25 protein-coding genes are annotated in these 26,515 nt (G+C 69.5%); 11 read left to right on the top strand and 14 right to left on the bottom strand.

Annotated elements, in window-relative coordinates; translation table 11 throughout:
• Positions 1–10: 10 nt before the first annotated feature.
• From VG869_03310 to VG869_03300, 3 genes are read left to right on the top strand one after another with little or no spacing between them, the layout of a single operon-like run.
• On the top strand, positions 11–985 hold the full coding sequence (locus VG869_03310) for an amidohydrolase family protein (protein HEV3450211.1): 975 nt from the start codon (positions 11–13) through the stop codon (positions 983–985).
• A gap of 3 nt (positions 986–988) precedes the next feature.
• A complete protein-coding gene (locus VG869_03305) occupies positions 989–3,418 on the top strand; it encodes a CoA transferase (GenBank protein HEV3450210.1) in 2,430 nt (809 codons plus the stop codon).
• Positions 3,415–4,071, top strand: coding sequence for a TetR/AcrR family transcriptional regulator (locus tag VG869_03300; GenBank protein ID HEV3450209.1), 657 nt, complete (start codon positions 3,415–3,417; stop codon positions 4,069–4,071). Before VG869_03305 ends, VG869_03300 begins: the two co-directional genes overlap by 4 nt.
• A 46-nt stretch (positions 4,072–4,117) precedes the next feature.
• Here VG869_03300 and VG869_03295 read toward each other — a convergent pair whose 3' ends face one another.
• The 4 genes from VG869_03295 to VG869_03280 form a co-directional block, all read right to left on the bottom strand.
• On the bottom strand, positions 4,118–4,693 hold the full coding sequence (locus tag VG869_03295; protein ID HEV3450208.1) for a TIGR03086 family metal-binding protein: 576 nt from the start codon (positions 4,691–4,693) through the stop codon (positions 4,118–4,120).
• Positions 4,694–4,957: 264 nt separating this feature from the next.
• A complete protein-coding gene (locus tag VG869_03290) occupies positions 4,958–7,120 on the bottom strand; it encodes a carbohydrate-binding protein (protein ID HEV3450207.1) in 2,163 nt (720 codons plus the stop codon).
• Between the two features lie 26 nt (positions 7,121–7,146).
• The gene (locus tag VG869_03285) at positions 7,147–8,040 is read right to left on the bottom strand and encodes a hypothetical protein (GenBank protein ID HEV3450206.1); all 894 of its coding nucleotides are present in this window, start codon (positions 8,038–8,040) and stop codon (positions 7,147–7,149) included.
• Positions 8,041–8,539: 499 nt separating this feature from the next.
• On the bottom strand, positions 8,540–8,782 hold the full coding sequence (locus tag VG869_03280) for a hypothetical protein (GenBank protein ID HEV3450205.1): 243 nt from the start codon (positions 8,780–8,782) through the stop codon (positions 8,540–8,542).
• A gap of 528 nt (positions 8,783–9,310) precedes the next feature.
• Between VG869_03280 and VG869_03275 the strand changes: the two genes are divergently transcribed.
• On the top strand, positions 9,311–10,168 hold the full coding sequence (locus VG869_03275) for a GNAT family N-acetyltransferase (protein ID HEV3450204.1): 858 nt from the start codon (positions 9,311–9,313) through the stop codon (positions 10,166–10,168).
• A 461-nt stretch (positions 10,169–10,629) separates the two neighbouring features.
• Here the strand turns inward: VG869_03275 and VG869_03270 are convergent, their stop codons facing one another.
• Complete coding sequence (locus VG869_03270; protein HEV3450203.1) at positions 10,630–11,925, bottom strand: ATP-binding protein; 1,296 nt, start codon at positions 11,923–11,925, stop codon at positions 10,630–10,632.
• 43 nt (positions 11,926–11,968) lie between these two features.
• Positions 11,969–12,643 (bottom strand): response regulator transcription factor, encoded by a 675-nt coding sequence (locus VG869_03265; GenBank protein HEV3450202.1) that lies wholly within the window; start codon positions 12,641–12,643, stop codon positions 11,969–11,971.
• Positions 12,644–12,862: 219 nt separating this feature from the next.
• Between VG869_03265 and VG869_03260 the strand changes: the two genes are divergently transcribed.
• Entirely contained in the window at positions 12,863–13,204 is a 342-nt protein-coding gene (locus VG869_03260; GenBank protein ID HEV3450201.1) for a hypothetical protein, read from the top strand.
• Between the two features lie 333 nt (positions 13,205–13,537).
• Here VG869_03260 and VG869_03255 read toward each other — a convergent pair whose 3' ends face one another.
• Positions 13,538–13,915 (bottom strand): ATP-binding protein, encoded by a 378-nt coding sequence (locus VG869_03255; GenBank protein HEV3450200.1) that lies wholly within the window; start codon positions 13,913–13,915, stop codon positions 13,538–13,540.
• 112 nt (positions 13,916–14,027) lie between these two features.
• Positions 14,028–14,366, bottom strand: a complete 339-nt coding sequence (locus VG869_03250; GenBank protein HEV3450199.1) for an STAS domain-containing protein — start codon at positions 14,364–14,366, stop codon at positions 14,028–14,030.
• 451 nt (positions 14,367–14,817) lie between these two features.
• On the opposite strand from VG869_03250, the gene VG869_03245 reads away from it, so the two are divergent.
• Positions 14,818–15,003, top strand: a complete 186-nt coding sequence (locus VG869_03245; protein ID HEV3450198.1) for a cold-shock protein — start codon at positions 14,818–14,820, stop codon at positions 15,001–15,003.
• Between the two features lie 59 nt (positions 15,004–15,062).
• Here VG869_03245 and VG869_03240 read toward each other — a convergent pair whose 3' ends face one another.
• Positions 15,063–15,425: a hypothetical protein gene (locus VG869_03240; GenBank protein ID HEV3450197.1), complete on the bottom strand. Its 363-nt coding sequence runs from the start codon at positions 15,423–15,425 to the stop codon at positions 15,063–15,065.
• Here VG869_03240 and VG869_03235 point away from each other — a divergent pair.
• Positions 15,339–16,025 (top strand): sigma-70 family RNA polymerase sigma factor, encoded by a 687-nt coding sequence (locus tag VG869_03235; GenBank protein HEV3450196.1) that lies wholly within the window; start codon positions 15,339–15,341, stop codon positions 16,023–16,025. The genes VG869_03240 and VG869_03235 overlap by 87 nt on opposite strands.
• Before the next feature lie 85 nt (positions 16,026–16,110).
• On the opposite strand, the gene VG869_03230 is transcribed toward VG869_03235, so the two are convergent.
• The 5 genes from VG869_03230 to VG869_03210 form a co-directional block, all read right to left on the bottom strand.
• Positions 16,111–17,499, bottom strand: a complete 1,389-nt coding sequence (locus VG869_03230) for a DEAD/DEAH box helicase (GenBank protein HEV3450195.1) — start codon at positions 17,497–17,499, stop codon at positions 16,111–16,113.
• A 268-nt stretch (positions 17,500–17,767) separates the two neighbouring features.
• Positions 17,768–18,691: a class I SAM-dependent methyltransferase gene (locus tag VG869_03225; protein HEV3450194.1), complete on the bottom strand. Its 924-nt coding sequence runs from the start codon at positions 18,689–18,691 to the stop codon at positions 17,768–17,770.
• A gap of 221 nt (positions 18,692–18,912) precedes the next feature.
• Positions 18,913–19,584 (bottom strand): VC0807 family protein, encoded by a 672-nt coding sequence (locus tag VG869_03220; protein ID HEV3450193.1) that lies wholly within the window; start codon positions 19,582–19,584, stop codon positions 18,913–18,915.
• 167 nt (positions 19,585–19,751) lie between these two features.
• Positions 19,752–20,621: a HAMP domain-containing sensor histidine kinase gene (locus VG869_03215; GenBank protein HEV3450192.1), complete on the bottom strand. Its 870-nt coding sequence runs from the start codon at positions 20,619–20,621 to the stop codon at positions 19,752–19,754.
• 437 nt (positions 20,622–21,058) lie between these two features.
• Complete coding sequence (locus tag VG869_03210) at positions 21,059–21,751, bottom strand: response regulator transcription factor (GenBank protein ID HEV3450191.1); 693 nt, start codon at positions 21,749–21,751, stop codon at positions 21,059–21,061.
• Positions 21,752–21,891: 140 nt separating this feature from the next.
• On the opposite strand from VG869_03210, the gene VG869_03205 reads away from it, so the two are divergent.
• Genes VG869_03205 through VG869_03190 form a run of 4 tightly spaced genes read left to right on the top strand, consistent with a single transcriptional unit; the run spans position 21,892 to position 26,481 of the window.
• On the top strand, positions 21,892–22,467 hold the full coding sequence (locus VG869_03205; GenBank protein HEV3450190.1) for a hypothetical protein: 576 nt from the start codon (positions 21,892–21,894) through the stop codon (positions 22,465–22,467).
• On the top strand, positions 22,464–23,126 hold the full coding sequence (locus tag VG869_03200; GenBank protein ID HEV3450189.1) for an ABC transporter ATP-binding protein: 663 nt from the start codon (positions 22,464–22,466) through the stop codon (positions 23,124–23,126). Before VG869_03205 ends, VG869_03200 begins: the two co-directional genes overlap by 4 nt.
• A 14-nt stretch (positions 23,127–23,140) precedes the next feature.
• Positions 23,141–23,830 carry an ATP-binding cassette domain-containing protein gene (locus VG869_03195; GenBank protein HEV3450188.1) on the top strand — a complete coding sequence of 230 codons (690 nt, stop codon included), beginning with the start codon at positions 23,141–23,143 and terminating at the stop codon, positions 23,828–23,830.
• Positions 23,818–26,481 (top strand): FtsX-like permease family protein, encoded by a 2,664-nt coding sequence (locus VG869_03190; GenBank protein ID HEV3450187.1) that lies wholly within the window; start codon positions 23,818–23,820, stop codon positions 26,479–26,481. The genes VG869_03195 and VG869_03190 overlap by 13 nt, the downstream gene beginning before the upstream one ends.
• Positions 26,482–26,515: the final 34 nt, after the last annotated feature.

Here is a 26,515-nt window from a genome sequence, read left to right as displayed (position 1 = left end):
CCCGAGGTCCATGCACGAGCCCTTCGACGAGGCCATCGCCGAGCAGGCACGTATCGACGAGGAGCATCGCGGGGGTCGCACGCTGTCGCTCGAAGACTGGGACATGGAGGCCATGCGCGACCCGGGGTACCGGGATCCGGTCGCGCGCCTCGCAGCGATGGACCGCGACGGCGTCGATGCTGAGGTCCTGTACTCGGAGGTGAGCGCGTTCCGGGCGTACGGGCTCGTTCGCGGAGACTGGCGCCCGATCAGCCGGGCGTTCACCGATCACCTCACCGAATTCGCGTCGCACGACCCGGACCGACTCGCGGTGTCGTACCAGGTACCGATCATCGACATCCCGTATGCGGTCTCGGAGGTTCAGCGTCTCGCCGGGCTTGGCGCCCGCTCGGTCCACCTGCCCAACTTCCCGAGCGAGCTGGGGCTGCCCGACTACCACGACGAGAGTTACGACCCGCTTTGGGGTGTGCTCCAGGACACGGGCATCTCCATCAGCCACCACCTCGGGACTCGGCCCTCGTTGTGGGAAGTGTTCCGACGTGACCCGACGCCGCAGGCAGCGATCTTCACGTCGTTGCCGGCGATGGGGCTCTCCGAGGTCGTGGCGTGGTGGATCCTGACCGGCACCCTCGAGCGCTTCCCTGGTCTCCAGATCGTGTTCGTCGAGCCCAGCCTGTTTTGGATTCCCGGCTACATCGCCCAGCTCGACCGCATGAGCGAACGCTACGACCTGCCTGGCCTCCGGTTGCGGCCGAGCGAGTACTTCCATCGCAACATTGCGTGCACGTTCATGGACGACGAGGTCGGCCTGACGTTGCGACACCTCGTCGGCATTGAGAACATCCTGTGGTCGACCGACTTCCCCCACCCGGCCACGACATGGCCGAATTCGCAGGAGGTCGTCGCCCGACAGTTCGCCGACGTCCCAGTCTCGGAACGTGACCTGATCTGCTCCGGGAACTCCGCCCGCATCTACAAGCTCTGAGCGATGGCCGCCGTCTTCGACGGGATCCGAGTGCTCGACCTGTCGCGCGGCGTCGCCGGGCCGATGACCACGATGCTGCTGGCCGATAACGGAGCGCTCGTGACCCGGCTGGTGGCGCCCGAGGACCCGGGGTCGGCGGAGTCCGGCGAGCGGGTCTGGAGCCGGGGAAAGCGCAGTGCCTTCGTGGACGTCCGCACGCGCGAGGGACGAGCGGCGTTCCACGCCCTTGCGGCGAGAGCCGACGTCGTCGTCGAGAGCTACGCCCCCGGGGCAACGGCCAAACTGGGCATCGACCACGCGACGCTCGCGACCGACAACCCAGGGCTGATCACCTGCTCGATCACGGGGTACGGGAGGCATCCAGCCCACCGCGATCGTCCGGCGTTCGACGCCCTCGTCGCGGCCCGTACTGGACTGCTCTACGACCAGAAAGGCCGCCGGGGCACCGCCATGGAGTACATCGCGGGACGGCCCGGTCCCCACCCCGAGTTCGACGCGCCCGCGGGCCTCGTCCGTGGCGCGGACCGCTCCGGCCCGATCTTCCCTCGCACGCCGTGGCCGAGCGTCGGCGCCGCCTACTTCGCCATGCTGGGCATCTGCGCGGCGCTGCGGGCCCGAGAGATCACCGGCGAAGGGCAGCGAGTCGAGACCTCTCTCCTCCAGGGTGTACTCGCGGCGGTGTGTCTGAACTGGCAGCGGGTCGAGAACCCCGACGCCCCCCTCTACTGGATGTGGCCCGTCGACGGGCGATCGATCGAGGGCCTCTACGAGTGCGCCGACGGGCGCTGGGTGCATCACTGGACGGTTCGGCCGAGCTGGGTCTTGGCTGCGGCGGAGAGCGACGACCCCAGCACGGTCGCGCTCGACACTGCGTATCGCGACGACCCCGATCGCATCCCGATGGAACCCGAAGGTCTGCTCACCGGCCTCTTCTTGCACGACGCGCTGGCCGAGGCCTTCCGGAGGTTCCCGTCGGAAGCATGGGTGCACGCGGCCGAGGAGGCCGGCACCGGCGTGGCACCGGTCCGCTCGCCCGGCGACGCGCTCGCCGACAAGTCGTTCCTCGCCGACGGATGCGTCGTCGAGGTCGACGATCCGGAGGTCGGGCCGATCTTCCACGTGGGATCCGTGCTGGAGTTCTCGGACACCCCGGGCGGCGTGACCGGGCCGACGGCCCGCCCCGGGACGCACACGGCGGAGGTCCTCGAGGAGGCGCAGGCCTCGGCGGCGACCGGACTGCCAGCACGAACGGTGCACGGCACCCTCGCTCATCCCCTGCAGGGCGTGCGCGTGCTCGATCTCGGTCTCGGTGTCGCTGGGCCCTTTACGGGCCGCGCCCTCGCCGACCTTGGCGCCGATGTGATCAAGGTGCACGCCCTCCACGACACCTTCTGGGCGGGCACCCACATGGGTCTCGGCACGAACCGCGGCAAGCGCAGCATCGCGCTGAACCTCAAAGACGAACGAGCGCGGGCCGCCCTCGACAGGCTCATCGAGCGAGCCGACGTGCTGACGACCAACTGGCGGCCCGGCGCTGCCGCGCGCCTCGGCCTCGACTACGAGACCCTTCACCAACGCTTCCCCCGCCTCGTCTACTGCAACACCCGCGGCTACGAGAAGGGCCGGCGCTCCGATCTGCCGGGCACCGACCAGACCGCCGCCGCGCTCGCCGGGGTCGAGTGGGAAGACGGCGCTTGCGACGCGGGCAACCCGCCGCTCTGGAGCCGTTCGGGCATGGGCGACACCGGCAACGCGCTGCTCGCTGCGATCGCGATCACGGCGGCTCTCTACCACCGTGAACGGACCGGGCGGGGCCAGGCGGTCAGCACGTCCATCGTCAACGCCCAGCTGCTCCACACGTCGTACGCGTGGATCCACGCCGACGGGTCTCCGGGCGACTGGCAGCACGTCGACGGCGGGCAGTACGGACTCTCCCCCTTCCACCGCCTCTTCCGGTGCGGCGACGACCGCTGGCTGTTCATCGCCGCCGACCGCCCGGACCACCGCGCGCAGCTGGTCGCCGCACTCGGTCAGAACATCGAGGCCCTGGACGACGCGCCGGCCATGTCGGCCACGCTCGAGCGCGTTCTGCGCGAGCGCCCCGCGGGCGAGTGGTACGAGGTGCTCGACGCCGCCGGCGTCCCCGTAGAGATTGTCGACGAGGGCTTCTGTCGAGCCTTGTTCGACGATCCGGAGGCCCGCTCCGGCCAGCTCGTCGTCGAGACGCGGGCAGGCGGCGTCGGCCGCTTCGAAGACCCGGGGATCTTGGTCAACCTGTCGGGGACGCCCGGAGTCGTCCCGCGCGGGCCCTGCCTCTGCGGTGAGCACACCCGAGAGATCTTGGTGGAATGCGGCTACGACCCGGCCCAGATCGACGAGCTCGTCTCGGCGAACGTGATCCTTGATGCCCCGGTCCCGAGGATGACCAGGTGAGCGATACGCCATCGGCCACGCGCAAGAGGCCGCGGCGTCGCCGCGGGAACGGCGGTGCTGAAGCTGACGGCCGCGCCCAGATCATCGAGGCCGGGATCGCGTCGATCCTTGAAGTCGGGTTCTACCGGTCGAGCACGAACGAGATCGCGAGGCGCGCCAATGTCAGCTGGGGCGCCCTTCAATACCACTTCGGGACTCGCGAGGCGCTCTTGCTGGCGATCGTGCGCGATCTCGATCGAAGCTTTCTCGAGGACATCAACGCGGCTCACGTCGAGGGAGAGACCCGCGAAGAGCGCATCGCCTCGCTCTACGAGATCCTCGGCCGGTTCTACGACACCCCCACCTTCCTGGTCCGGGTCCAGATCATCCTGAACCTGCGGCACGATCCAGAGACGTCAGCCGAGGTCAGCGCGGAGGTAACTCAGCACGCGGCGCGAGCGGAGGCGAGCACCCGCCGACTACTCGCCGAAGCGATCGGACCCGATGCCAGCCAGTCCGAGTACGACGCGTTGTTCCATGCGCTGCGAGGATTCGCGCTCAGTCGGCAGCTCTCGCTCGCCGTGCCCGTGAAGCGATCGGGTGCCGCGAGCAGGGACGCGCTCCAGGTGTTCCTCCGCCAGCTCGCCAGCGACGGCACTCGGTTCGAGCCCTGAGGGCCCAGGCCGAGCGGGTCGGGACTGCCCGAACGATGTTGGCGACTCAGGCCGGAGGCTCCCAGCCGGGGTCACGGCCGGCCAGACCGACGATCCGATCGAGGAGGGCAGCGTCGTCCGCGACCGGGACGGGCGGGCCGAACAGCCCCTCGATCCCGCTCGACCTGAACTGCTGCACCATGCCGTAGACGGCCTCGAGCTCCGGGCCGTCGTACTCGGCCGGCTGGTCGGTGGCCCGCGCCAGGTCCCAGCCGTGGATCACGAGCTCGTCGAGCGCCACCACGCCCGCCACCTCGCCGGGCAGGTCGACGCCGCCCGCCGCCGTCATGCCCGTCCACGCCTCGCTGCTCCCCCACGCCGCCGCCAGTGCTGTGAGGTCGCTCGGGATCCGGGTCCGCCAGTCGTCACCCAGGCTGGCGGCGTCGCCCGACGCGCCGCCCGCGAGCGGTCGCTTCGTGGCCGCGCCGGTGAAAGCAAGCGCGGCGCCACCAATGTGATCGAGGAGGTCACCCACGGTGTAGCGCTCGCACGGCGTCGGCCGCCCCAAGCGATCGTCAGGCACGGCCCGCACCAGACGGGCCATGCGCTGGGCTGCGGGTTCGAGGTCGGGATGCGTAGTCATCACCAGTCAGACGAGCCAGATCATGCCAACTCATCGGTCCTTCCCTGATGAGGGCGCGCTCGAAACGTGGCCCATCGGAAGCTGGAGACGACGGCTGACCGCCTTGACAGGCGGTCAGCCGTGACCCGCGGTCCAATCAATCGCGAGCCACTGGCGGGGCGACGCCGGTCTTGGGTCCACGTGTCAGGGGCGACGCAACCAGGTTCCGTCGCTCGCCTCGCTGATGGCGACCCCAGGACCACGACCCGGCGTGCAAGCTCTCGGTCACACGTCGTGAGCCAGGTCCACGGTCGTGTGTGTGGCCCCCGAGGGAAGCGCCACGGTCCCGGTGCGATCGTCCACGTTCCCGGGCCCGGCGTGCCGCAGGTTGTGGACAAAGGCTGGAAGCTGGAACAGCACCGGGCCGACCGGCCGGTCGCCGGTCAGGGTCAGCGTCACGGTCCGATCGTGGACTGACACGGTCACGCCGAGTCGATGGCCGTCGATACTGGGGAAGTTCGCGACCGAGATCGTCTTGCCGGTGCGCACCCAGGTGTTGGGAACTCCTCGGCCGATGATGAGCGTGCCGTCCGATCGCTGCGCGACCAGGGCGTCGAGGAGCACCTTGTTCGCGTTGGCAATGCCCCAGGCGTGTGGAGCGGACCCCTGGCCGCTGCGAGGGTGGCTGCCGATCCACGGTGATGATGGGTTCGGGCTGCTGGCGCTCTCCCACCAGGAGAAGGGGCCGCTCTGGGAGTGACGGATCATGAACTCGTAGCTCAGGATCCCTTGCTCGCGGTGCTCCCGGCTGGCCAGTCCCCAGCCGCCGTATCCGGCGTTGTACGCCGTGGAGAAGTAGAAGTGGTCGGGGTAGCCGCCGAAGGTATCGGGCGGCAGCTTGCCGCTCAGCCGATGGAATCCGTACGCGTACGTGGCGTCGATCAGGTCCACGCCGGCACCGCTGACCTCGGCGCCCAAGAGGGAGCCATCCCAGGCCCAGCGGCCAAACAGGAACGGCGCCGCCCAGTTCGCGTCTTCGGCGTTCGCACAGCGGTTGAAGGTGTTGGGCTCGAAGACTGAGCAAGGCAGGTAACGAAGGTGGTACCGGCGAATCGTCGCCCCCAGGGTGCGGTTCGTCGCGGCCAACAGGCTGTCGTACTCCGTGGTTGCCCACTCGGCCTCGCCGGCGTCTCCGGCACGCTGCGCGAGATACCGGTAGGCCGTGAGTCCCATCAGGGCTTCGTAGTCATCGATGGTCCAGTAGCCGATCGTGTCGATGTCGTAGGTCCGTCCGATGATCCCGCCGGGGCCGGTGCGGCTCGCCGCGATGAGGTGGGCCGTGTCTTTGATGCTCGGCGTGGCGGACCCGTTCGATCCCTCGGTCGAGAAGTTGGCCTTGACGAAGCCGACGTCGCCCGTCTTGAGCAGGTAGATCGCCCATGGCCACGGGTAGGTCCACCGCCCGTCCAAGTACTGGCCCTGCGCCCCAACCGCGTCGCGAGCCGTGAGGAGGAGAGCCTGGGCGTTGGAGAAGTCTCCTTGGGTGAACAGGTTGGCAAGAATGCCGATGACGTCGTGGCTGAACTCGCTTTCGTAGCCGTTGACACCGGTGTTGAGGTGATCGCCGCTCCGGGCGATCTGGGTATAGATGAACCCGCTCCGGTATGCGGCTCCGAGCTGGGCGTCCGGAAGGTCGATCTGGGCGATCGACGCGAGTCGGGCGTTCCAGAAGTCCCGCATGTGTGCGAAGTGGGCGTCGAAGCCACCGGCAGCGCCCAGAGCCTGCTCGGAGGGCCACGGGTACTGGTGGCCGAAGCGATCAGCGGCGATGACGTAGTCGTGGTCGACCGTCGCCCCAGCCCCGACGTCGAGGGGCGCGGACGCGAGGGGAATGAGGCCCGCGGACGGCTGTGGATCAGCGTGAACGACGCCGCGGGTCTGATTGTGGATCGCGACTCGGCTGTACACAGCGACGTACGTGTTGCCGCCTAGAGCGAGCTCGTCGGCGAAGTTCGTGATCGAGATGTCGGCGCCAAAGCGGTGGAAGGCTGAGTTCAGTGCTGGCAGGTAGCCATCGACATTGGTCCAATTCGTGCTGCTGTTGTCGTAGATCCCGTAGCCGTAGCTCGTGTTCAAGCCGTCCTGAACGTAGAAGCTGCCGCCGAGGCAGGCCACCACACCCTGCGCGTTTCCTTGCCAACCGATCGCGCTGGCGTCGCCGAAGATTCCGGAGATGCTTCCACCGGCAGACGGAGCGCACGCATATGGCTTGCCTGGACCTCCGACGGCGGCAACCGGGCCCGTGGACCGTCCGTGCCGTCCCGGCGGAGCCGCAGCGGCACCCCCCAAGACAAGAGCCCCTGCGAGCACCGTGACGCTGACGGTCAGCGAACCGCGGCGTCGCACTCCACGTAGGGGGCGGATGGCACCGATCAGATCGGCGCCCACGCGCTGTCGTGTTGGGTGCAGTCGGATCAGCCGGTGAAGCGGGGAGTGACGACGAGCACCGGCGGGCAGCTGTCCGTGGTCGGGTCGTAGCTGATCGTCACCTGGCCGCCGCCAGCGCGAGCGCTGGGTGTTACAGACACGCCGGTCGCGCTCGCAGCTTCGAATGAGGAGCCGCCACCACCGCCACTGAAGCCGCCCGCCCCGCCACCGGCGCCGTAGCCGCCGCCACCACCGCCGCCGCCCACGATGGAGCCGCCACCGCCGCCCGCGAAGCCGATGCCGCCGCCACCGCCGCCCCCGTCTTGGGCGCCCATGGTCGTGCCGCCGGCGCCGCCGTTCCCGCCTGTCCCGTCGCCGGCACCGCCGCCTGCACCGGCTGCGACACCACCGGTGCCGGTACCACCGGTGCCGCCGGAGCCCCCGTGGCCGGTGCCCGCGCCCGCGCCGCCCCCGCCGCCCCCGACGGTCGTGTTGCCGCCGCCGCCAGCGCCTGCGTTCCCGCCGCCCGCCGCTCCACCAGCACCGACCGCGACACCGCCGCCACCGCCGCCTTGATCAGCAGTCAGCGCGCCGCCGCCTCCGCCGCCCCCGGCGCTGGTGCCGCCTCCGCCGCCGGTCCCACCGGCGCCGTTCACGCCCGCGGTGCCGCTTGCTCCGCCGTTACCACCGGCGCCGGCACCCCCGCCGTTCACGCTTCCGCCGCCGCCGCCGCCGCCCGCGACGGTGAGGGGCACGCCCGTCGAGGTGGAGACCGCGGAGGCGCCGCCGCCACCGCCACCGGAGAGAGCGACGTTGGTCCCGCCGCCGCCACCGCCTCCAATCCCGCCCGGGGCGACGACTAAGCCGTTGGCGGTGCCGCCTCCTCCACCGACCAGCACGCCGAGCGTGCTGCCCGGTGTGACCGCGACTCGGGCCAGCACCGCCGCGCCAGTGCCGCCGGCCGCTTGGGGCGCACCGCCGGTTTGGGAGCCTGATCCACCATGGCCGCCGTCCGCGGAGATCGTCACGAAGCAGATGCCCGTGGGCACGGGGAACGACGCCGCCCCTGGCGTCGTGAAGGGCGTCGAGACGGGTGCCGCGCCAGCCGAAGTGCCGAGCCCGGCTACCAGGCCTGCGCCGAGGGCGGCCGCAGCCAACGCTCCGCCGAGCCGGAGTCCCGTCCTTGACATCCTCGGTTTCAACCCTGGCACCTCGTCGCGGGTCGATCGGAGCGCTCGACCGGCCCGAGCGTCGCCGGACGATAACGCGTGGCTCGCTCGAGGACTCGAATTCCCCGAGGATCCGTTCAGGGGTCAGCACTGAGGCTGGACCGGGCAATCCGAGCGCCCCACCAGCTGAGGTTCGTGGAGAGCCGCGCGAGCCCTCGAGCTCCTCGAACGGGCTTGAGGGCGAGTCCCGGGGCCGCGAGCCGGCCTCTGACTATCGCCGAACGAGGCGACGTCGCAGGTGGCCCCGCTGGACGGTATCGATCGCCACGCTTTGCGCGAAGGTGCGCACGGCGTCGGCTGAGCCGGTGACCTCCAGCATCACGCTGTGCGTGGGATCGACGCCGTGGCGTTCATTGACAACGACGGTGGCAAGTCGGCGGTCCCCCGTCACATCGCGGGGACCAGTCGTCCGCGCCCGCCAGCGCGTGAACTCGGTGGGCGCAAGCACGAACACGAACGTGAGCGTGGTCGACCGGAACGCCGGATCACCCGCTCCGGAATCCGCGTCGACGATCGGCCGTCTGGCCGGCGGCCGCTCGGGTGCTATCGGGCGTCGCGGGGAGCGATTCCGCCTCTGAACAGTCAGGCTGGCCTCCCGAGGCCTGCCTGCCCCCACGGAGGACCCTATCTCACGCTCCGTGAGCACACAACACCCAGCGTAAAGGGCGCTCTGGGCCTCCCGGAGCGGCGCTTGCCCAGCCCTGGGCTTGCCGGTCGACTCGACGTGGGCGCGGCCGCGACTTGGCATCGAATCGCTGACTCGCGATCCACCGAACCGCGAGTCGGTCGCGGCTCGAGTCGGCGCGCCGTGCTCACCGTCGCCATCCTCACTGGGCCGAGGTCCGGCACATCGCAGCCCCGCTGCCGACCTCCTCGTTCGCGGCGGCGACCGCCCGAGTCTGAAACGGCCGAGGCGCTCGCCCCGAGGCCTTCGCCGCGACCCATGACCGTGCGAGGATTGGGCCGTGGAGGAACCCTCGGCATGACCCTGAAGCTTCGCCCCGGCGCGCCGGACGACGCCGGCGCCACCGGCCGGATCTGTTACGACGCCTTTGCGTCGATCGCCGCCGCCCACAGCTTTCCTTGTGACTTCCCGTCGGCCGAGGTGGCGCAGCTCCTGCTCGGGGTGCTCTTGGCCAACCCGGGCATCTACTCCGTGGTCGCCGAGGTCGACGGTCGAGTCGCTGGCAGCAACTTCCTCGATGAACGGTGCCCGATCGCCGGCGTGGGCCCGATCACCGTGGACCCGTCGGTCCAGGACCACAGCATCGGGAAGCACCTGATGGAAGACGTGATGCGCCGCGCCGAAGCCCAGCGTTTCCCCGGCGTGCGCCTCGTCCAGGCCGGATATCACAATCGCTCGTTCGCGCTCTACACGAAGCTCGGCTTCGACGTCAGGGAGCAGCTCGCGTGTCTTCAGGGCCCGCCGATTCGGGCGACGGTGCCGGGATACGCCGTACGCCAAGCGACGACCGGAGACCTCGAGCCCTGCAACACGCTGTGTGAAGCGGTGCACGGACATCACCGCGGCGGAGAACTCGCCGACTGCATCGCCCAGGGCACGGCGCGGGTCGTGGAACATGACGGGCGAATCAGCGGCTACGCGAGCGACCTGGCCTTCTTCGCCCACGCGGTCGGCGAGTCGAATGAGGACGTGACGGCCCTGATCGGAGCGGCCGACGCGTACGCGGGTTCCGGGATACTGGTGCCAACTCGCAATGGTGCACTGCTGCGCTGGTGCATGGAGAACGGGCTGCGGGTCGTCCAGCTGATGACACTGATGACGACCGGGCTCTACAGCGAACCGGCCGGTTCGTGGCTTCCGTCGATCCTGTTCTGAGGCCTCCCCCTGACCCGACACTCGTGAGCTCGCCAGCCGGTACTCGTCGAGGAGGCGGCCCCACACGGTCGATATCCAGCGGCCGTGCGTGTCGCGCCGGCTTCGTCCCTCTGAAGCCTGGGTGACGCGCCCTCCGAGCGGCTGACCGTGCGGAGGGTCCCGGGCGTGATGCCAGCCCCGGACGCGACTCGGATCGGGCGAGGGACTCACGGCAGAGACCGGACCACTCGAGCACCGACCACGAGCCTCAGCGTGGACGCGGTGCGTTGCGGCCGTGTGTCGGTGTCGTAAAGCGGGCGACGCGAGAGGCTGAACCGTCTATGCCGCTCCGACGTCGAGCTCGCCGTCGACGTCAGCCCGCGTCGCCTCGAGGGTGTCCGCGAGTGATCGGACCACGGGCTGGAGGCTCGGGCAGACGACGCGGCAGCGCGGTCGGCAATGTCCCAGCGTGGTGCGATGCATCAACTCGATGGCGAGGCCGCAGGCACGCGCATGACGAAGCGTGCACCGGGCCGGTTGTCCGCTACCGTCAGCGTGCCGCCATGCTGCCTGACGATCTCGCTCGCGATTGCGAGGCCGAGGCCGGAGCCCGAGGTGTGCGGTGTACGCGCGTCATCGAGTCGAGCGAAGCGCTCAAAGATCCGCTGCCGATCCTCGGGAGCGATGCCGGCACCGTCGTCAGCGACCGTGATCTCGACCGCGGCTTCGTGCTCTTGGACCGCCAGCGTGATCGTGGATACCGCATGCCGTTCGGCGTTCTCGACCAGGTTGCGGATGGCTCGCGCCAGCTGTCCCGGATCGCCCTCAACTTGGCCGGCTGACACACCCCGGAGGTCAACGTGGACGAGCTCCCGCTCCGCAACTGCCTGCGCCTCGCGCAGCACGAGGTCGTCGAGATCAACGGGTTCTCGCCGTCGCAGTTGGCTACCCGGGGGCATCCGAGCGAGTGTGAGGAGGTCCTGCACGAGAGATTGGAGCGAGGTCACGTCTTCGAGGGCCTCGCGTCGAGTGGCGACCCAACTCGTTCGGTCGACCTGTGCGAGGTCGACCTCGAGGTTTGTTCGGAGGGCGGCGATGGGGCTCTGGAGCTCGTGGGAAGCGTCGGAGACGAAGCGGCTCTGCCGCTCGTAGGCGTCGTCCAGGCGGGCGAGCATCGCGTTCATGGTGCGGGCCAAGCGGCTGATCTCATCGCCGGTCGGAGGCTCGGGGACTCGCCGGTGCAGCTCGCGTTCGGAGATCGCCGCGACCTCGGCCCGGATCGCCTCGACCGGCTTCAGCGCCCGCCCCGTCACCATCCAAGCGGTTCCGGCAACGACGACGAGCAGCGCCGGGACTCCGATCGAGAGCATCGTGATGAGCTGGTTCGTGGCCTCGTTGACCGGCGAGAGCGCCTGACCGACGTAGACGGTGGCGTTGCCCGGAGTCGAGGCTCGGAGCGCCGCGACGCGGAATTGGGCCTCGAGCGTCGTCACACGTACCGTTCGGACGGATCGGCTGCCGTTCCGGGCGATGACGGGCGCTTCGCCGGAGATGTTGTCGCTGGCAGCGACGACCTGGCCGTGGCGGTCCACGATCTGGGCGAAGGAGTCTTCCTGCTGGCCGGCGCTGATCGAAGGCGGCAGCGCTCCGCTGTGCAGGAGCGCGGCCAGGTTGGCGGCGTGCGTGCGCGCGGTCTGATCGACGCCGGCGATCATCGAACTGCGCTGAAGAAGCACCACGGTCGCTGCACCGACGAGGAGGGCGACGGCGACGACCACGGTCGCGAGTGCGGTCGTTCGAACGCGGACGCTCCCAAGACGACTACGCATCGGTGCTCAGTCGGTAGCCCGCTCCCCGCACCGTGTGGATGAGCGGAGCGCCACGGGGCTCGTCGATCTTGCGGCGGAGACGGCGGACGTAGACCTCGATGATGTTGGGATCACCCTCGAAGTCGAAGTCCCACACGTGTTCGAGCAGCTCGCGCTTGCTGACCACGTCACCCGCGCGTCGGACGAGGTATTCCAGGACGGCAAACTCCCGGGCGGTCAAGGAGACCGGTTGACCAGCGCGCCAGCAGTGACGCGCCGCGGGATCGACCCGCAGGTCTCCGACCTCAAGCTGGATCGGACGTTCGGGTCGCCCGCGCCGAAGGAGGGCTCGCAGGCGCGCCAACAGCACCACGAACGAGAACGGTTTGGAGAGGAAGTCGTCGGCACCGGTGTCGAGTGCCTCGGCCTCGTCGTACTCGCCGTTCTTGGCCGTGAGCATCAGGATCGGCGTCCAGTTGCCCGCGTCCCGCAGCTCACCACAGAGCCGGTAGCCGTTGAGGCCCGGCAGCAGAATGTCCAGGACGATCACGTCGTAGCCCTGCTCCGTTGCGAGCCACTTCCCCTGGACGCCGTCCAGCGCGACGTCGACGGCGTAGCCTTCGGCTTCGAGGCCCCGCTTGACCGCCCCGGCGAGATGCTTGTCGTCTTCGACGACCAGAACCCTCAATCGTCTCTCCAGTCCTCGCGTCGTCGACGCTGCTCCACGGTACGGAACCAACCTGAACCGCTGCTGAATGACTCCTGACGCCTGGCCGCCTGAGAGCGCGTTCAGGCGTTCAGCGAGGCGACAGGCCCGGACCCCGAGTGTGCTCCTCGACCGGGGAGACACCTCGGCACGAAGGAAAGGACCAGGACTGTGTCTCACGAACCCACGCGGCTGACCCGCGTGCTGAGTGCCATCGCCATCGCCGCCGGCCTGGGTCTCGGCGCCACCGGCATCGCGGCCGCCACGTCGAGCGGGAATGGCTCCTCGGTGCGTCACCAGCAGCAGGCCCCGCCCCCCCAACCGTCGACCTCGCCGACGGGAGGTCAGGACCAGACCGACTCGAAGTCCACGCCCGCGGGCGAGAAGACCGAGAAGCCCGACCCAGGCGAGCCCCAGCATGGGAGCGAGAGCGAGCCGGCCAACGACCCCGAGCCGAACCACCAGGACCCGAACGGAGCCAACGTCGACCACACCCCTGCGGGTGAGCAACCGGAGGCAGGGACCTCGGGCAGCCACGAGTGACGTTGAGCCCCGGCGGAAGTTGGACTCTTCCGCCGGGGCCGACACCGATGCCGCTGCCTCGCGTCTCTCGCCACCGTGTGTGGGGCCTTATCGCATCGTGTCGACGGGCGTCCCCTCGAAGGTCGAAACGATCGCGGCGAGCGAGGAGCGACGAAGAGGACGGCTCAGCCAGCGTGCGCGGGCGATGAGCCCAGCCCCCGATCGGATGACTCGCAGTCGGAGGTCGCGATCGAGTCGCCGACTCGCCGATCCAGGTGGGCAACCACCCCCAGACCCGCCGGCTTGCGCTTCAGCGCCCGCGCCAGGGCCACGCCCGAGATGCTCGCTGAGCGTCTAGGGCGAGTCGATCTCGAACCAGACGGTCTTGACGTTCCCGGGACCCATCTCGTAGCCCCATCGGTCGGCGAGAGCGTCGACGAGCGAGAGGCCCAAGCCGCCTGGATCGTGGTTGTGACGTCGGAGCGTGCGGGGCGGACTCGAGCTCTGGTCCGTCACCTCGACGTGCAGCGCCGATCCTTTGACGCAGGCCCTGATCTCCACCGGCGGCCGCGCGTGTACGACAGCGTTGGTCACCAGCTCGCTGACCACCACGGCTGCTCGGCTCGCTGAGGTCTCTTGGTCGGACTCGACGAGCAGGTCCGTCAGCAGGGCACGTGCTCTCCGCGGGGCCTCGCGGTTGGGGTCGACGGTGACGCGAACATCGCCGGGCACGCCCTCCGTTGTTCCCAGGGGCGGGCTCGCCAAATCCCAGGTGCGCTGCTCCCCCTCGGTGCCCGGGATACAAGGCCCGTCGCCCCGGAAGGGGGCATCGGCCGAGGACGGCTCACTCCGCTGGTCGCGTCGAGCCGCTGGGACCCGGGCGCGGGGATCCACCGAAGTCGAGCACCCGATCAAGCCCAGCAATCTGAAAGACCCGCTGGCACGAGGGAGGAACCGACTCGATCGTGAGATGGTCGCCGCGCGCTGCCAGTCGCTTGTGAACCCTGGCTAAGACGTTCAAGCCCGTCGAGTCGATGAACTGCAGCTCTGAGCAGTCAATGACGACATCACCATTCAGCTCCAGGAGCGCCTCCTGAAGCTCCGGCGCGTTGGACATGTCGATCTCGCCCTGGAGCGCGACACGGTGGTCATGAGCACCGGTAAAAACGGAGAACGGTCGCATGGTTGGTCTTCCTTCGAAGCTCCCCTTGGCTGGCGCCATTCATGCGCATGCACGCCCGGAGGTTGGTCTGGCGGAGGCCAATCGGTCGGCTCAGCAGTACCTCGTCGGCTCATCACCAGCCGTGGATCGCGAAAATATCAGGTCGCTCGTTCACCACGACAGGCCTCCCGTCGTGCATCAGCCGATGTGACGGATCGTGGTCGCCTCGAGGGCGGGAGCGGCGGCCACGCCGCGGGTTGGACCGGGGTCAGTGCAGACCGCCGGCGGGACGAGTCCCGACGGTTGCGTCGGCCACCCTCGATTTTCGGACCTCCGCTCCAGAACCAGGACCATGCTTGCGCTCCTTGCCTCAAAGGCCGCCGTTCTGGCGTAGACTGGGTGAGGCCGAGGTCGTGTCAATCGGACCGTCCCGGTGAAGAGAAGGACGTGGATTCCGTTGGCAACAGGCACTGTGAAGTTCTTTAACGATCAGAAGGGCTACGGCTTTATCTCGCGCGAGCAGGGGGACGACGTGTTCGTCCACTTCTCTGCGATCCAGGGCTCGGGCTTCAAGACCCTGCAGGAGGGGCAACGCGTCGAGTTCGACGTCGGCCCCGGGAAGAAGGGCGAGGAAGCTCAGAACGTTCGCCCGATCTAGTCCGAGCAGTGTGGTCGAGCCACGCTCGGCCACACGCTCGGATCCGGCAGCGTTTGCTGTCACAAGCGAAAGGTCTCATGTCGAGCCGCGAGCGGTCGCGTGTCAGTGACACCGACGACCTCGTCCACCTCTACCTCCATCAGGCCGGTCAGTTCGTCCTGCTCTCCAAGAGCGATGAACAGGCCTTGGCGCGGCGGATCGAGGACGGAGTAGCCGCACAGGAGCAGCTCGAGGCTCGCCAGTCGTCGCTGACGCAGGCTGAGCGACGAGCCCTTCGCCGCGCGGTCCGGAGTGGCCATGAGGCTCACCGCGCCTTCGTCGAGGCCAACCTCCGACTGGTCGTCTCGATCGCGAAGCGCTACCAGCGGTCCGGACTGCCGCTTCTCGATCTCATTCAGGAGGGCAACCTCGGCCTCATCCACGCCGTGGACAAGTTCGACTGGCGCAAGGGCTTCAAGTTCTCGACCTACGCGACCTGGTGGATTCGGCAGTCGATCTCACGGGGAGTCGCCAACACCTGCCGGACCGTTCGCTTGCCGATCCACGTTGCGGACCGGCTGGCTCGTCTCCAGCAAGTTCGAACGGAGTTCGAGGCTCGACTCGGCCGACGGGCGAGTATCGCTGAACTCGCTAACGAGCTGGAGCTGGCGCCGACGAACGTGGCCGAGACGCTCCAGATCGCAGCCGAGCCGCTATCTCTGTCGCAGCCGGTCGGCGAGGACGGAGAGACGGAATTCGGGGATCTCGTCGCCGACCGCTCGGCGCCGTCCCCATCCGACGCCGCCGCCGCCGTGATGCTCCCGAAGGAGACCGAAAGGATCCTGTTCAAGCTCAGCGAGCGAGAGCGCCTCGTCATCAGCTTGCGGTTCGGACTCGGCCACGGAGAGCCTCGCACCCTCGAGGAAGTGGGCAAGCACTTCCAGCTCACCCGCGAGCGAATACGCCAGATCGAGGCCAAGGCGATGGCGAAGCTGCGTCACCCGGCCTTCAACGTCGACGTCCGCGACCTGATCGGGGTCTAGTCGGCTCGAATGTCGTGTGGTGCGGCTGGCGGCGTGCGGGCCGCGGCATCGCATGGCGATGCCGCGAGTCAGCACTGCTCAGGCGTCAGGCTCCCCGCTGCTCCCGGCGCCCCCGAGCGCCTCGCTGCCCGGTCCGATGCTGTCCGGCTCGGCGGCGGTCGGAGGGCCTGCCGACGCGGGACCGTCGATTGGCTCCTCGCCGGCGCGCCGTGCCCGTCGTCGCTCGCGTTTCTCGGCCTGCTTGGCCTGGCGAGCGCGTTCTCGTTGAAGCTTGCCGAATGTCGTGCGTTGGTTCTTGGCCATTTTGGTCCCCTCCTGAGCGAGACCGGACGCCCGCCTGGCGGCGAGCCCTGTCGAAGACGCTGGTGTCGGGCTTCGTGAGACGCGACCCGAGACCGAGCTCCTTTTGAAGCGGCGCGACAACGCCGTGCTGTTCGGGCGATACGAGGGAGACCACCACGCCGGCGGCGCCGGCGCGCGCGGTCCGGCCCGAGCGATGCGTGTAATCCGTGGCGTCCGCCGGTGGGTCCCAGTGCACGACGCACGCGACGTCGTCGACGTGCAGGCCACGAGCAGCAACGTCCGTCGCGACCAGCGCCTCCACCTGACCGCCAGCGAACGCGCGTAAGGCTCGGTCGCGCTGGACTTGCGAGCGGTTGCCGTGGATCGCGGCGGTCCGCACCCCAAGCGCCCCGAGCTTCCGCGCCAGGTGGTCGGTGCCACGTTTGGTACGGCAGAACACGATCGTCGATCCGGCCGCCGAGACCACGTCGGCGCACAGCCGGAGTCGGTGCGAGCGGGGCGCGTCCCAGAACACGTGGGTGGCCCGAGACCGCTGGTCGGGTTGCGCTCCGACCGAGTACCGCATCGGGTCACGCTGGTAGCGGCGCCACAGTGCCTTGACCGGGCCGTCAAGCGTCGCCGAGAACAGCATCGTCTGCCGCGTGGTGGGCGTGCGATCCAGCAGCCGGCGTACGACGGGCAGGAAGCCCATGTCTGCCATGCGGTCTGCTTCGTCGATCACGACGATCTCGACCTCGCCGAGATCCACATCGCCCTGCTGGACCAGATCCGTCAGCCGACCCGGGCAGGCGACCACGACGTCGACGCCACGGCGCAGCGCGGCGCGCTGGGGTCCGAAGCCGACACCGCCGTAGAGGGTGGACACGCGCAGCTGGCGCGGGGCGCCGAGCCATTCGAGCTCGTGCCGCACCTGGGCGGCGAGCTCTCGGGTCGGCACGAGCACGAGACCGGTGGGCTTGGAGGGGGCAGCGGCGGTGAGCCGGGCGACGAGCGGGACACCGAATGCGATTGTCTTGCCGGAGCCCGTGGGCGCCTGGGCCGCCAGGTCGCGCCCGGCACAGCCAGCGGTCATGGTCAGACGCTGCACCGGGAACGGGGTTCGGATGCCGCGCTGATCCAGAGCCCTGACGAGATCGTCAGGTGCCCCGAGATCGGCGAACGTTTCAGTCATTCAGGTTGTCTCCGTTGCGCCAGCCCGTGAGCCGCCGCGGATCAGTTCTCGCCGGGCGACAGTCTTTCCTTGACGCGCCCGACTCGGACTGGCGACGGAAGGCCGGTGCGGCGTGCGAGCAGTAACCCTGCGCGCTGCGGTGCTCACGGGCCTCGCGTACAGGCAAGGCCCCGGTGAACAACACCAGTGTAGCAGATTGACCACACACCGCTCGTCGGGTCATGGTCCTGTGGCGTGCGTTCGAGCGGGCCGCGCGGTCAGGCCGTCACTACACGCCGGTCGATGCCGGCGTACCCCGCTTTTCGAACACCAATCGGTAGTGATCGAGCAGCTTTCGTTCGAAGCACACGGTGTTCGAACTGACACCCGACGTGAATGCCAGTCGAAAGTCACGGCTGGTGAGCCAGCGTGGGAGAAGCTGGAGCTTCAGCAACGACTTTCTCAAGCTCGGCGCCGCGAACCGCGCTCGCCACTGCCGAATCGTCTCGATGTAGTCGAGTCGGCCATTGGAACTCGACACCAGGCCGAAGGCAGGCTCCGCGCTCCTGATGATCTGCTCTGGTCCGAGTGGAAGCCACGAGCCGGGGAACTGTCGCCCCAGGAGCGCGAGGTACCACGCGTCCGATTCCCGCGGAGCTCCGATGTCGACGCCGTCAACCGGGATCATGTTTGGCCCGAACACCATCGACTGGAGGTAGAGGCGCCCACCTGCTGGGAGCACGCTCGCGACACGGGCGAAGATGTCGCGGTAGGTCTCTTCCTGGCGGCCAGCGATGAAGTCATCCGGGGAACAGAAATGCTCGAACGCCCCGAGGCTGACCACGGCATCGAAGGTGCCGAAGCTGTCGCGCTCCAGGTGCCGTACGTCGAAGAGGTGGGCCTCGAGGCCATGGCGCCGGCAGGCGGCGACCTGCGCGGACGACAGCGAGACGCCGACCCCGATTCCGCCACGGCTCCGGACCACGTCCAGCAGTGGACCCCACCCGCACCCGAGGTCCAGGACACGCCGGCCCGGTCCAATCCCGACCTGCTCGGCGACGTAGTCGTGCTTGCGGCGTTGCGCAGCTTCCAGGGTGAGCGCGAAGTCACCGTCGTACTTGGCGCCGCTGAAGTCAGCCAGCTCTCCCAGGCTCAGTCGAAAGATGCGATCAATCAGCGAGTAGGTGAACTCCAGATCCGTACGATTCGCCATTGATCCGACCCGGATTGATCTCCGTCGACGACACACTCTCTCACGTTGGACCGCTGCGGGCGCCGGTTCGAAAGCGTCGAACTCACGTCACCCGGGCTGGGCCTCCGGCCCGAGCGCCAGTGCGCGGACTCGAGAGCCCTCGGCGGCCTCTGTCCCGCGCGGCAGCATCGGGCGCATCATGGGATGTTCCCGCCGCCGGTAGTCCGTCGAGGGCGCCAGCCTCAGATGCCCACGGTGATGGGGCGATGACGGCAGATCGAGCTGCGGAACCACAAGATCGATGCCCCCACGGCAAGGACCGTGACGAGGATCGACAACATCGTCTGAGTAACAGCGAATGTGGCCGTCGCCAACGTGATGAGCAAGCAGTACGCAGCGGCGGCGTTGAAGAGACCGACGACCGCCCACATCATCGAGTTATGAACGAAGAACCGATGCACGTACGGAGCGCGGAGAAGATCGCTGGGCAGCGTCAAGAAGTCCCCGGCGAACCGACGCGCGAGCGGTCTTCCTGCCGGCACGGAGCACAGGAACGCCAGCCCCACGACGGCAGTCCCGATGGTCGGCTGGAGGAAGTAGAGGAAGGCACTGCCGGTCGTCAACGCGAGCGTGGACCGAACGAGAAGCATCGCGGTCCCGAGGATCACCATCGAGGGAACTCGTCGACTCCTCGCCACCCGGCGCATGATCGCGAAGCCGGACCAGCTGAGACCGGCCGCCATCGCCATGCCGAGGCCGACGAATGCATCCATCAGCAGGAACAGTGCGAGAGGAAGGAGAGCCCCGTCGACGACCTGTGGCACCGCCCGGCGCGCAACTTGAGCCAGGGATGGCAGCGCGACCGGTTCGACGGCTTGGACCTCGGACTCAGGCTGGCGTGGGTTGATCTGCACGGCTCCCCCGAAGTGCTGGATTCGCACACCGCCGAGGTCTGGAGCAGTGCAGCGGCGCCCGTGCGCCACGATCGAAGCGAAGACGTCAGGCTAGCCGCTGGTGGCCGCAGTCAACGACTCGCAGCATTCGGGACGCGACTCGCCGGCCCTGGACGACCGAGGAATTGTCAGGAGGTCACGGGATCGGCGGAGACGGTGGCCTGCGGAAGGAACAGCGAGAAGACCGGGCCCGGTCCGGTGCGCGAGACCTGCAGTTTCCCGCCTTCAGCCTCGGCGAGGGACCGGGCCAGTGCAAGGCCGATGCCGTGGTCCCGCGCCCCCCGGCCACGCCGCTGGAACACGTGCTCGGCATCACCAGCGATTCCGGCCCCCTCATCCTCCACGTTGATGACCAGGCCCCGCGCAACAGCGTGGCTCTCCACGGTGATCGTGCCGGCGCCGTGACGAACGGCGTTGTCGAGCAGGACGTCGAGGACCTGGCGGACCGCACCGGCCGCGACCCCGGCGGCGGGGAGGTCGGGTTCGGTGACGACGCGGAGGGGACGGCCTTGCGAGGCGAGCCGTCCGGTCCAGTTCGATGCCAGCTCGTCGATCACGGGTTCGAGGTCGATCGGCTCTCGTTGAGCAGGAGCACCACGGGCAAGGGCGAGGAGCTCGTCGAGCGTCTCCTCGAGACGTTCGATCTGGGCTTCCGTTTCGCGCAACACGGTCGCGCGATCAAGCGTCGGATCGAGCCGCGCCGCTTCGAGGATCAGCCGCAGCCCGGCCAAGGACGTTCGGAGCTGATGAGACGCATCTTCGCTGAACGCACGCTCTCGGGAGAGCATCTGGTCGAGCCGCTCGGCGGTGCTGTTGAGCGCCTCGGACACCGCGTCCACCTCGGCGACGCCCGCGGGCTCGCTGCGGACGGTGAAGTCGCCGTGGCCCAATGCCGTGGCGGTACGCCCGAGGGCACCGACCGGTCGGGCGAGGCGGCGAGCCTGCCACGCCGCGATCGCGGCGCTGATGGCGACGACCGCGGCGCCGATGGCAGCCATGAGCAAGACGGCTCGGCGCGTCCGATCGTCGACGATGCTGACGGGAGAGGCGGCGCGGATGACCCCGACGACTTGTTCGCCCCGCGTCAGCGGCACCGCGGCCACCAAAGTCCCGGACGTGGTGGCATCGTGGACGCCGCCTCGTAACGCTTCTCGTACCGACCGGTCCGCCGTACCCGGGCCGGTTCCTGCGACCCGGCGACCCGTCCGGTCGTAGAACGCCACCACACGGGGGGCCTGAAGGGTCGGCAGCTCGACGGCGTCCGCGCTGGTCGGAAATTCAACAGGAACGTGTCCGGCCGCGGCTGCGGCCTCGCGTTCGAGGCGGACGATCTCCTCGTTGTGGTAGAGGTTTGCGACCGCGAACGCGAGCGGAACTGCGAAGAGGACGACCGCGATCGCGGTCACCACCACGATGGCGACGAGGATCCGCCGTCTCACGGGAGCTCGAGGCGGTATCCGACTCCCCGCAGCGTGGTGATGCGCGCAACTGGCGCGCTCGCACCGTCGGCGGCGCGCAACTTGCGTCGCAGCGCGGACACGTGCATATCCAGAGTCTTCGTCGGTCCGTACCAGTTCTCGTCCCAGACACCGCGCATGATCTGGTCGCGCGTAACAACGCGGCCCGCCTCAGTGGCGAGGAGCGCGAGGAGGTCGTACTCCTTCGTCCGCAGTTGGACCTCCTCGCCGCACACCCAGACGCGGCGGGCGTCGAGATCAATCTCGAGCCCGGCGACGGCCAGCCGCCGCGGGTCGTCGGCACTCGGACGACGAAGATGGGCTCGAACGCGCGCCAGGAGCTCGGCGAGGCCAAACGGCTTCGTGACGTAGTCGTCGGCGCCAGCGTCGAGGCCGACCACGACGTCGATCTCCTCGCGCCGGGCCGTGATCATCATGATCGTGGCGCCGACGCCCGCCGCCCGCAGCCGGCGGCACAGCTCGACTCCGTCGAGGTCAGGAAGGCCGAGATCGAGGAGTATCAGCTGCGGCGGCCAGGTCTCGGCGACCGCCACTGCGCCGGCACCCGCGGTGAGCCACTCGACGGCGTAGCCGTTGCTCTCCAGGGCGCGTGAGACCGTTCGGCCGATCGATTCGTCATCTTCGACAACGAGAATCCGCTCGTCGCCCACGGCAACAGGGTACGACGGGTGCCGTTCGAGGACGCCGCGTCTGACGGTTTTACGTTCCATTGACCTTCGGGCGGGTGTCCGATGACGGAGCGGCCCGTACGGTCGCATCGCCGTACTCGACGACGTCCCGGAGGCCCGTGATGAATCATCGTGCCGCCCTGCTTGGGCTCAGCACGTCCTTGATCGCGGCGGTCCTGCTCGGGGCGTGTAGCGGAGGGGGGTCGTCGAGCAACAGCCAGCAGGACGTGAAGCCAGCGGGCGACATCCCGGACACGCAGGCGTACATCGTCTATTCGTCTCCGAGCGGCTACACGCTCAAGGTGCCGGAAGGGTGGTCCCAGACGGCGACACCTGGGGGCGTGGTCTTTGCCGACAACCTCAACGCCTTGCGCGTCGAGGCGATGCCGACACCGAGCGCAGCCGACGCCGCGTCGGTACGCAGCAGCGAGCTGGCGTCACTCGGCGCCTCGGTTCCGGGCTTCCAGCTCGAGGCGATCCAGACCGTGACGCGCTCGGCCGGACCAGCGGTACTGCTGCGCTACCGGGCCGACGGACCGCCGAACCCGGTGACGGCGAAGCGGCCTCGTCTCGAGGTCCAGCGCTACGAGTTCTGGCGGAACGGTCTGCGGGTCGCAATGACGCTCTCGTCGCCGGTCACGGCCGACAACGTCGACCCATGGCGCATCATCACGAACTCCTTCGCGTGGCGGGCGTGAGCGCAGCGCTGGTCGCCACCGACCTCTACCGCTTCTATCACGCGGGCGATGACGAGACGCTGGCACTGCGTGGCGTCTCACTCTCGGTCGAGGACGGCGAACTGGTGGCGGTGGTCGGTCCGTCTGGTTCCGGGAAGTCGACGCTCCTAGCCTGCCTTGCCGGTCTCGACGAGCCTGACGGTGGCAGCGTGTACGTCGAGGACGTTCGACTCTCCCGCCGACCCGAGGCGGAGCGGACCAAGCTCCGGGCACGGCGCATCGGGATGCTGTTCCAGTCCGCGAACCTGATCGAGCACCTCAACATCTCGGCCAATATCTCGCTGGCCCAGCGGGTGGCCGGCCGCGTCGACCACGCGCGGCGCCGCGAACTGCTCGATCGTCTCGGCATCGCGTCACGGGCGACGGCCTACCCGTCCGAGCTGTCGGGCGGAGAGACCGCCCGCGCCGGGCTCGCCGTCGCGCTCGCCAACGACCCGGCCGTCGTGCTCGCCGACGAGCCGACCGGAGAGCTCGACTCCGCGAGCGCGGAACGCGTCGCGTGGCTGCTACGCGAGGCGACGCAGCACGGAGCAGCCGTGGTGGTCGTCACGCACAACCCCCAGGTGGGCGCGCTCGCTGACCGCGCCCTGATGCTCGACGACGGCCGGGCGGTCGCGTGATCGACGCTCCCCTGGTGCGCTGCGTCGGCCTGGGCCGGAGCTACGGCGCCGGCCGGTCCGCGGTCGTCGCGCTGCACGGCGCCACCTGCGAGATATCGGCCGGCGATCGGATCGCTTTGGTCGGACCGTCGGGCTCCGGCAAGTCGACGCTGCTGCACCTGATGGCGGCGCTGGAGCCACCCACGACGGGCGAGATCACGTGGCCGGCGCTGGGAGCGCGGACGTCGATCCGGCCCGGGCCGGTCGGCATCATCTTTCAGGGCCCGAGCTTGATCCCACCGCTCAACGTGGTTGAGAACGTGGCCCTGCCCGTCCTGCTCGAGGGCGGCGACGACGCCACCGCCACCGCTCGCGCCGTTGATGCGCTGGCACGGCTCGGGCTGGCAGAGCTGGCGGCCAAGCTGCCCGAGGAGCTCTCCGGAGGCCAGGCTCAGCGCGTCGCGGTTGCGCGCGTCCTCGCCGCGACGCCGCGTCTCATCCTCGCCGATGAGCCGACTGGTCAGTTGGATCACGCAACCGCGAGCGACGTCGTGGACGTGCTCCTGGACGCCGCCACAGAGGCGGGCGCCGCGCTGCTCGTCAGCACCCACGACCCGCGGATCGCCGTGCGGCTCCCACACCGGTGGGACATCACGAACGGCCGGCTCCAGGTGGTCACGAAGCCGGCGCCGCCGAGTCCGGGCCGGTCGCCGTGCTCGCGTTGATCTGGCTTCGCGGGCTCGTTGCCCGAAGGCCGGCCCGGATCGCGGCCACCGCCGTCGGTGTCGCCGTCGCCGTCGGTCTCCTCGCCTCGATCGGGACGTTCCTGTCGGCATCGAAGGCCACGATGACCCAGCGAGCCGCGGCACGGGTCAGCGTCGACTGGCAGGTCGAGACCCAGCCCGGCGCCGACCCCACGAGCGTGCTGGCAGCTACTCGCGCCACCCATCAGGTCCGCGAGGCGTTGCCCGTCGGCTACGCCTCGACGACTGGCCTCCAGTCGATCACGAGCGGGTCGACCCAGAGCACCGGCCCGGGCGTCGTGCTCGGTCTTCCGAGTGGATACCGGGCGACGTTCCCCGGCGAACTGCGCGACCTCGCCGGGCGCGGTACCGGCGTGCTGCTGGCCCAGCAGACGGCCGCGAATCTCCACGCGGCACCTGGCGACAGCGTCACGATCGGCCGGACGGGCCTCGCGCCGTTCACCGTTCGCGTCGACGGCGTGGTCGACCTGCCCCAGGCCGACTCCCTGTTCCAGAAGGTCGGCGCACCGACGAGCGCCCAGCTTGCGGCGCCTCCCGACAATGTGGTGCTCCTCCCGGAGGCCATGTGGCATGAGGCCTTCGGTGTCCTCGCCACGAGTCGACCGGATCTGGTTCGGATTCAGGTTCACGGCCGGCTCTCGCACCGCCTGCCTAACGACCCGGCGGCGGCGTACACGGTCGTGACGGGCGCGGCTCACAATCTGGAAGCGCGCCTCGCCGGCGCTGGCCTCGTCGGCGACAACCTCGGGTCGACCCTCTCGGCGGCGCGCTCGGACGCCTCGTACGCCCAAGTGTTGTTCCTCTTCCTCGGTGTTCCCGGTGCGGTGCTCGCTGGTCTCCTGACCGCCGCCGTCGCCGGTGCGGGCGCCGTGCGTCGTCGTCACGACCAGGCGCTGCTGCGCACGCGCGGCGCGACGTCGCGTGAGCTGCTCGGCCTGGCGATGCTGGAGGCGGCGGTCGTGGGCGTCGTCGGCGCCGGGTTGGGTGTCGGCGGAGCTCTGATCATCGGTGCGGCCGAGTTCGGGACGGCGAGCTTCGGGGCGACGACGACAGCGACGGTGGCCTGGTGCGCCGCCGCCGGCGCGGTCGGCGTCGTGATCGCGCTGCTCGCCGTCGTCCTGCCGGCTTGGCGTGACGCCCGCAAGGCGACGGTCTCCGAGGCCCGCCGGATCGTCGGACGACCCATGGCTCCCTGGTGGGCGCGGTACGGGCTCGACTTCGTGCTCCTCGCCGCGTCTGGCGCCGTCTTCTGGCTCACCAGCCAGAACGGGTACCAGCTGGTGCTGGCCCCCGAAGGCACGCCGTCGATCTCGGTCAGCTACTGGGCGCTGGCAGGCCCGGCGCTGCTCTGGGTCGGCGCCGGCCTGCTCGCCTACCGGGTTGCTGACTTGGTGCTCGCGCGCGGCCGGCGATCGCTCCGCAGGTTCGCGCGTCCCCTCGCGGGCCGGCTCGACGGCACCGTCGCGGCGTCGATGAGCCGGCAGCGACGCCTGCTCGCCGGCGCCCTCGCCCTCGTCGCCCTGACGGTCGCCTTCGCGGGCTCGACGGCGATGTTCAACGCCACGTACCGACAGCAAGCCACCGTCGACGCCCGACTCACGAACGGTGCCGACGTCACGGTCACCGAACCGCCCGGCACCCACGTGGGGCCCGCTGGGGGTGGGCCGCTGGCCCGGATCTCGGGCGTGCGGAGCGTCGAGCCCGTCCAGCATCGCTTCGCGTACGTCGGGGCCGACCTGCAAGACCTGTTCGGGGTGCGGCCGACCACCGTCGTCGACGCCACGAAGATCCAAGACGCCTACTTCCAGGGCGGCTCTGCCCGTCAGTTCATGGGCGACCTCGCGGCGCACCCCGACAACCTCCTCGTCAGCGCCGAGACCGCAAGCACGTTCCAGCTGCACCCACACGACCGTGTCACCCTGCGGCTCCAGGACCAGCGGACGAGCCAGTATGTCGACGTCCCGTTCCATTACGCCGGCATCGTCAAGGAGTTCCCGACCGCGCCCCGCGACAGCTTCCTGGTCGCCAACGCCCGGTACGTCGCTCAGCGGACCGGGAGCGATGCGGTCGGGTCCTTCTTGCTCGACACGGGCGGCTCCTCACCAAAGGCCGTGGCGGCGCGCGTGCGCGCCCGGGTTGGGACCCGCGCCACCGTCACCGACATCCAGACGTCACGCGCCGTGGTGGGCTCCAGCCTCACTGCGGTCGACCTGTCGGGGCTGACCCGGGTTGAGCTCGCGTTCGCCCTCGTCCTGGCCGCGGCGTCAACCGGGTTGGTCCTGGCCTTGGGCCTCAACGAGCGGCGCCGCACCTTCGCGATCGTCAGCGCGCTCGGCGCCTCGCCGCGTCAGCTCGGCGGCTTCGTCTGGAGCGAGGCCACGTTCGTCACCGCAGGCGGCCTCGCGCTCGGGGCCCTCGGGGCGTGGGCCCTCGCCGCCATGCTCGTGAAGGTCCTCACCGGCGTGTTCGACCCGCCTCCGGCCGCACTCGCGGTGCCGTGGGGGTACCTCGTCGCCGTTGCCGCGGTCGCGGTCGGCGCAGTCGCGCTAAGTGCCGCCGCGGCGATTCGCGTGGCCAGTCGCCCGGCGGTCTCCGTTCTGCGTGAACTGTGACGAGCAGACCTCATCCCCAAGGGCGGATCGCAAC

It is taken from the genome of Acidimicrobiia bacterium (assembly GCA_035948415.1).
Lineage (GTDB): Bacteria > Actinomycetota > Acidimicrobiia > IMCC26256 > PALSA-555 > PALSA-555.
This window is presented reverse-complemented; position numbering and strand designations above follow the sequence as displayed.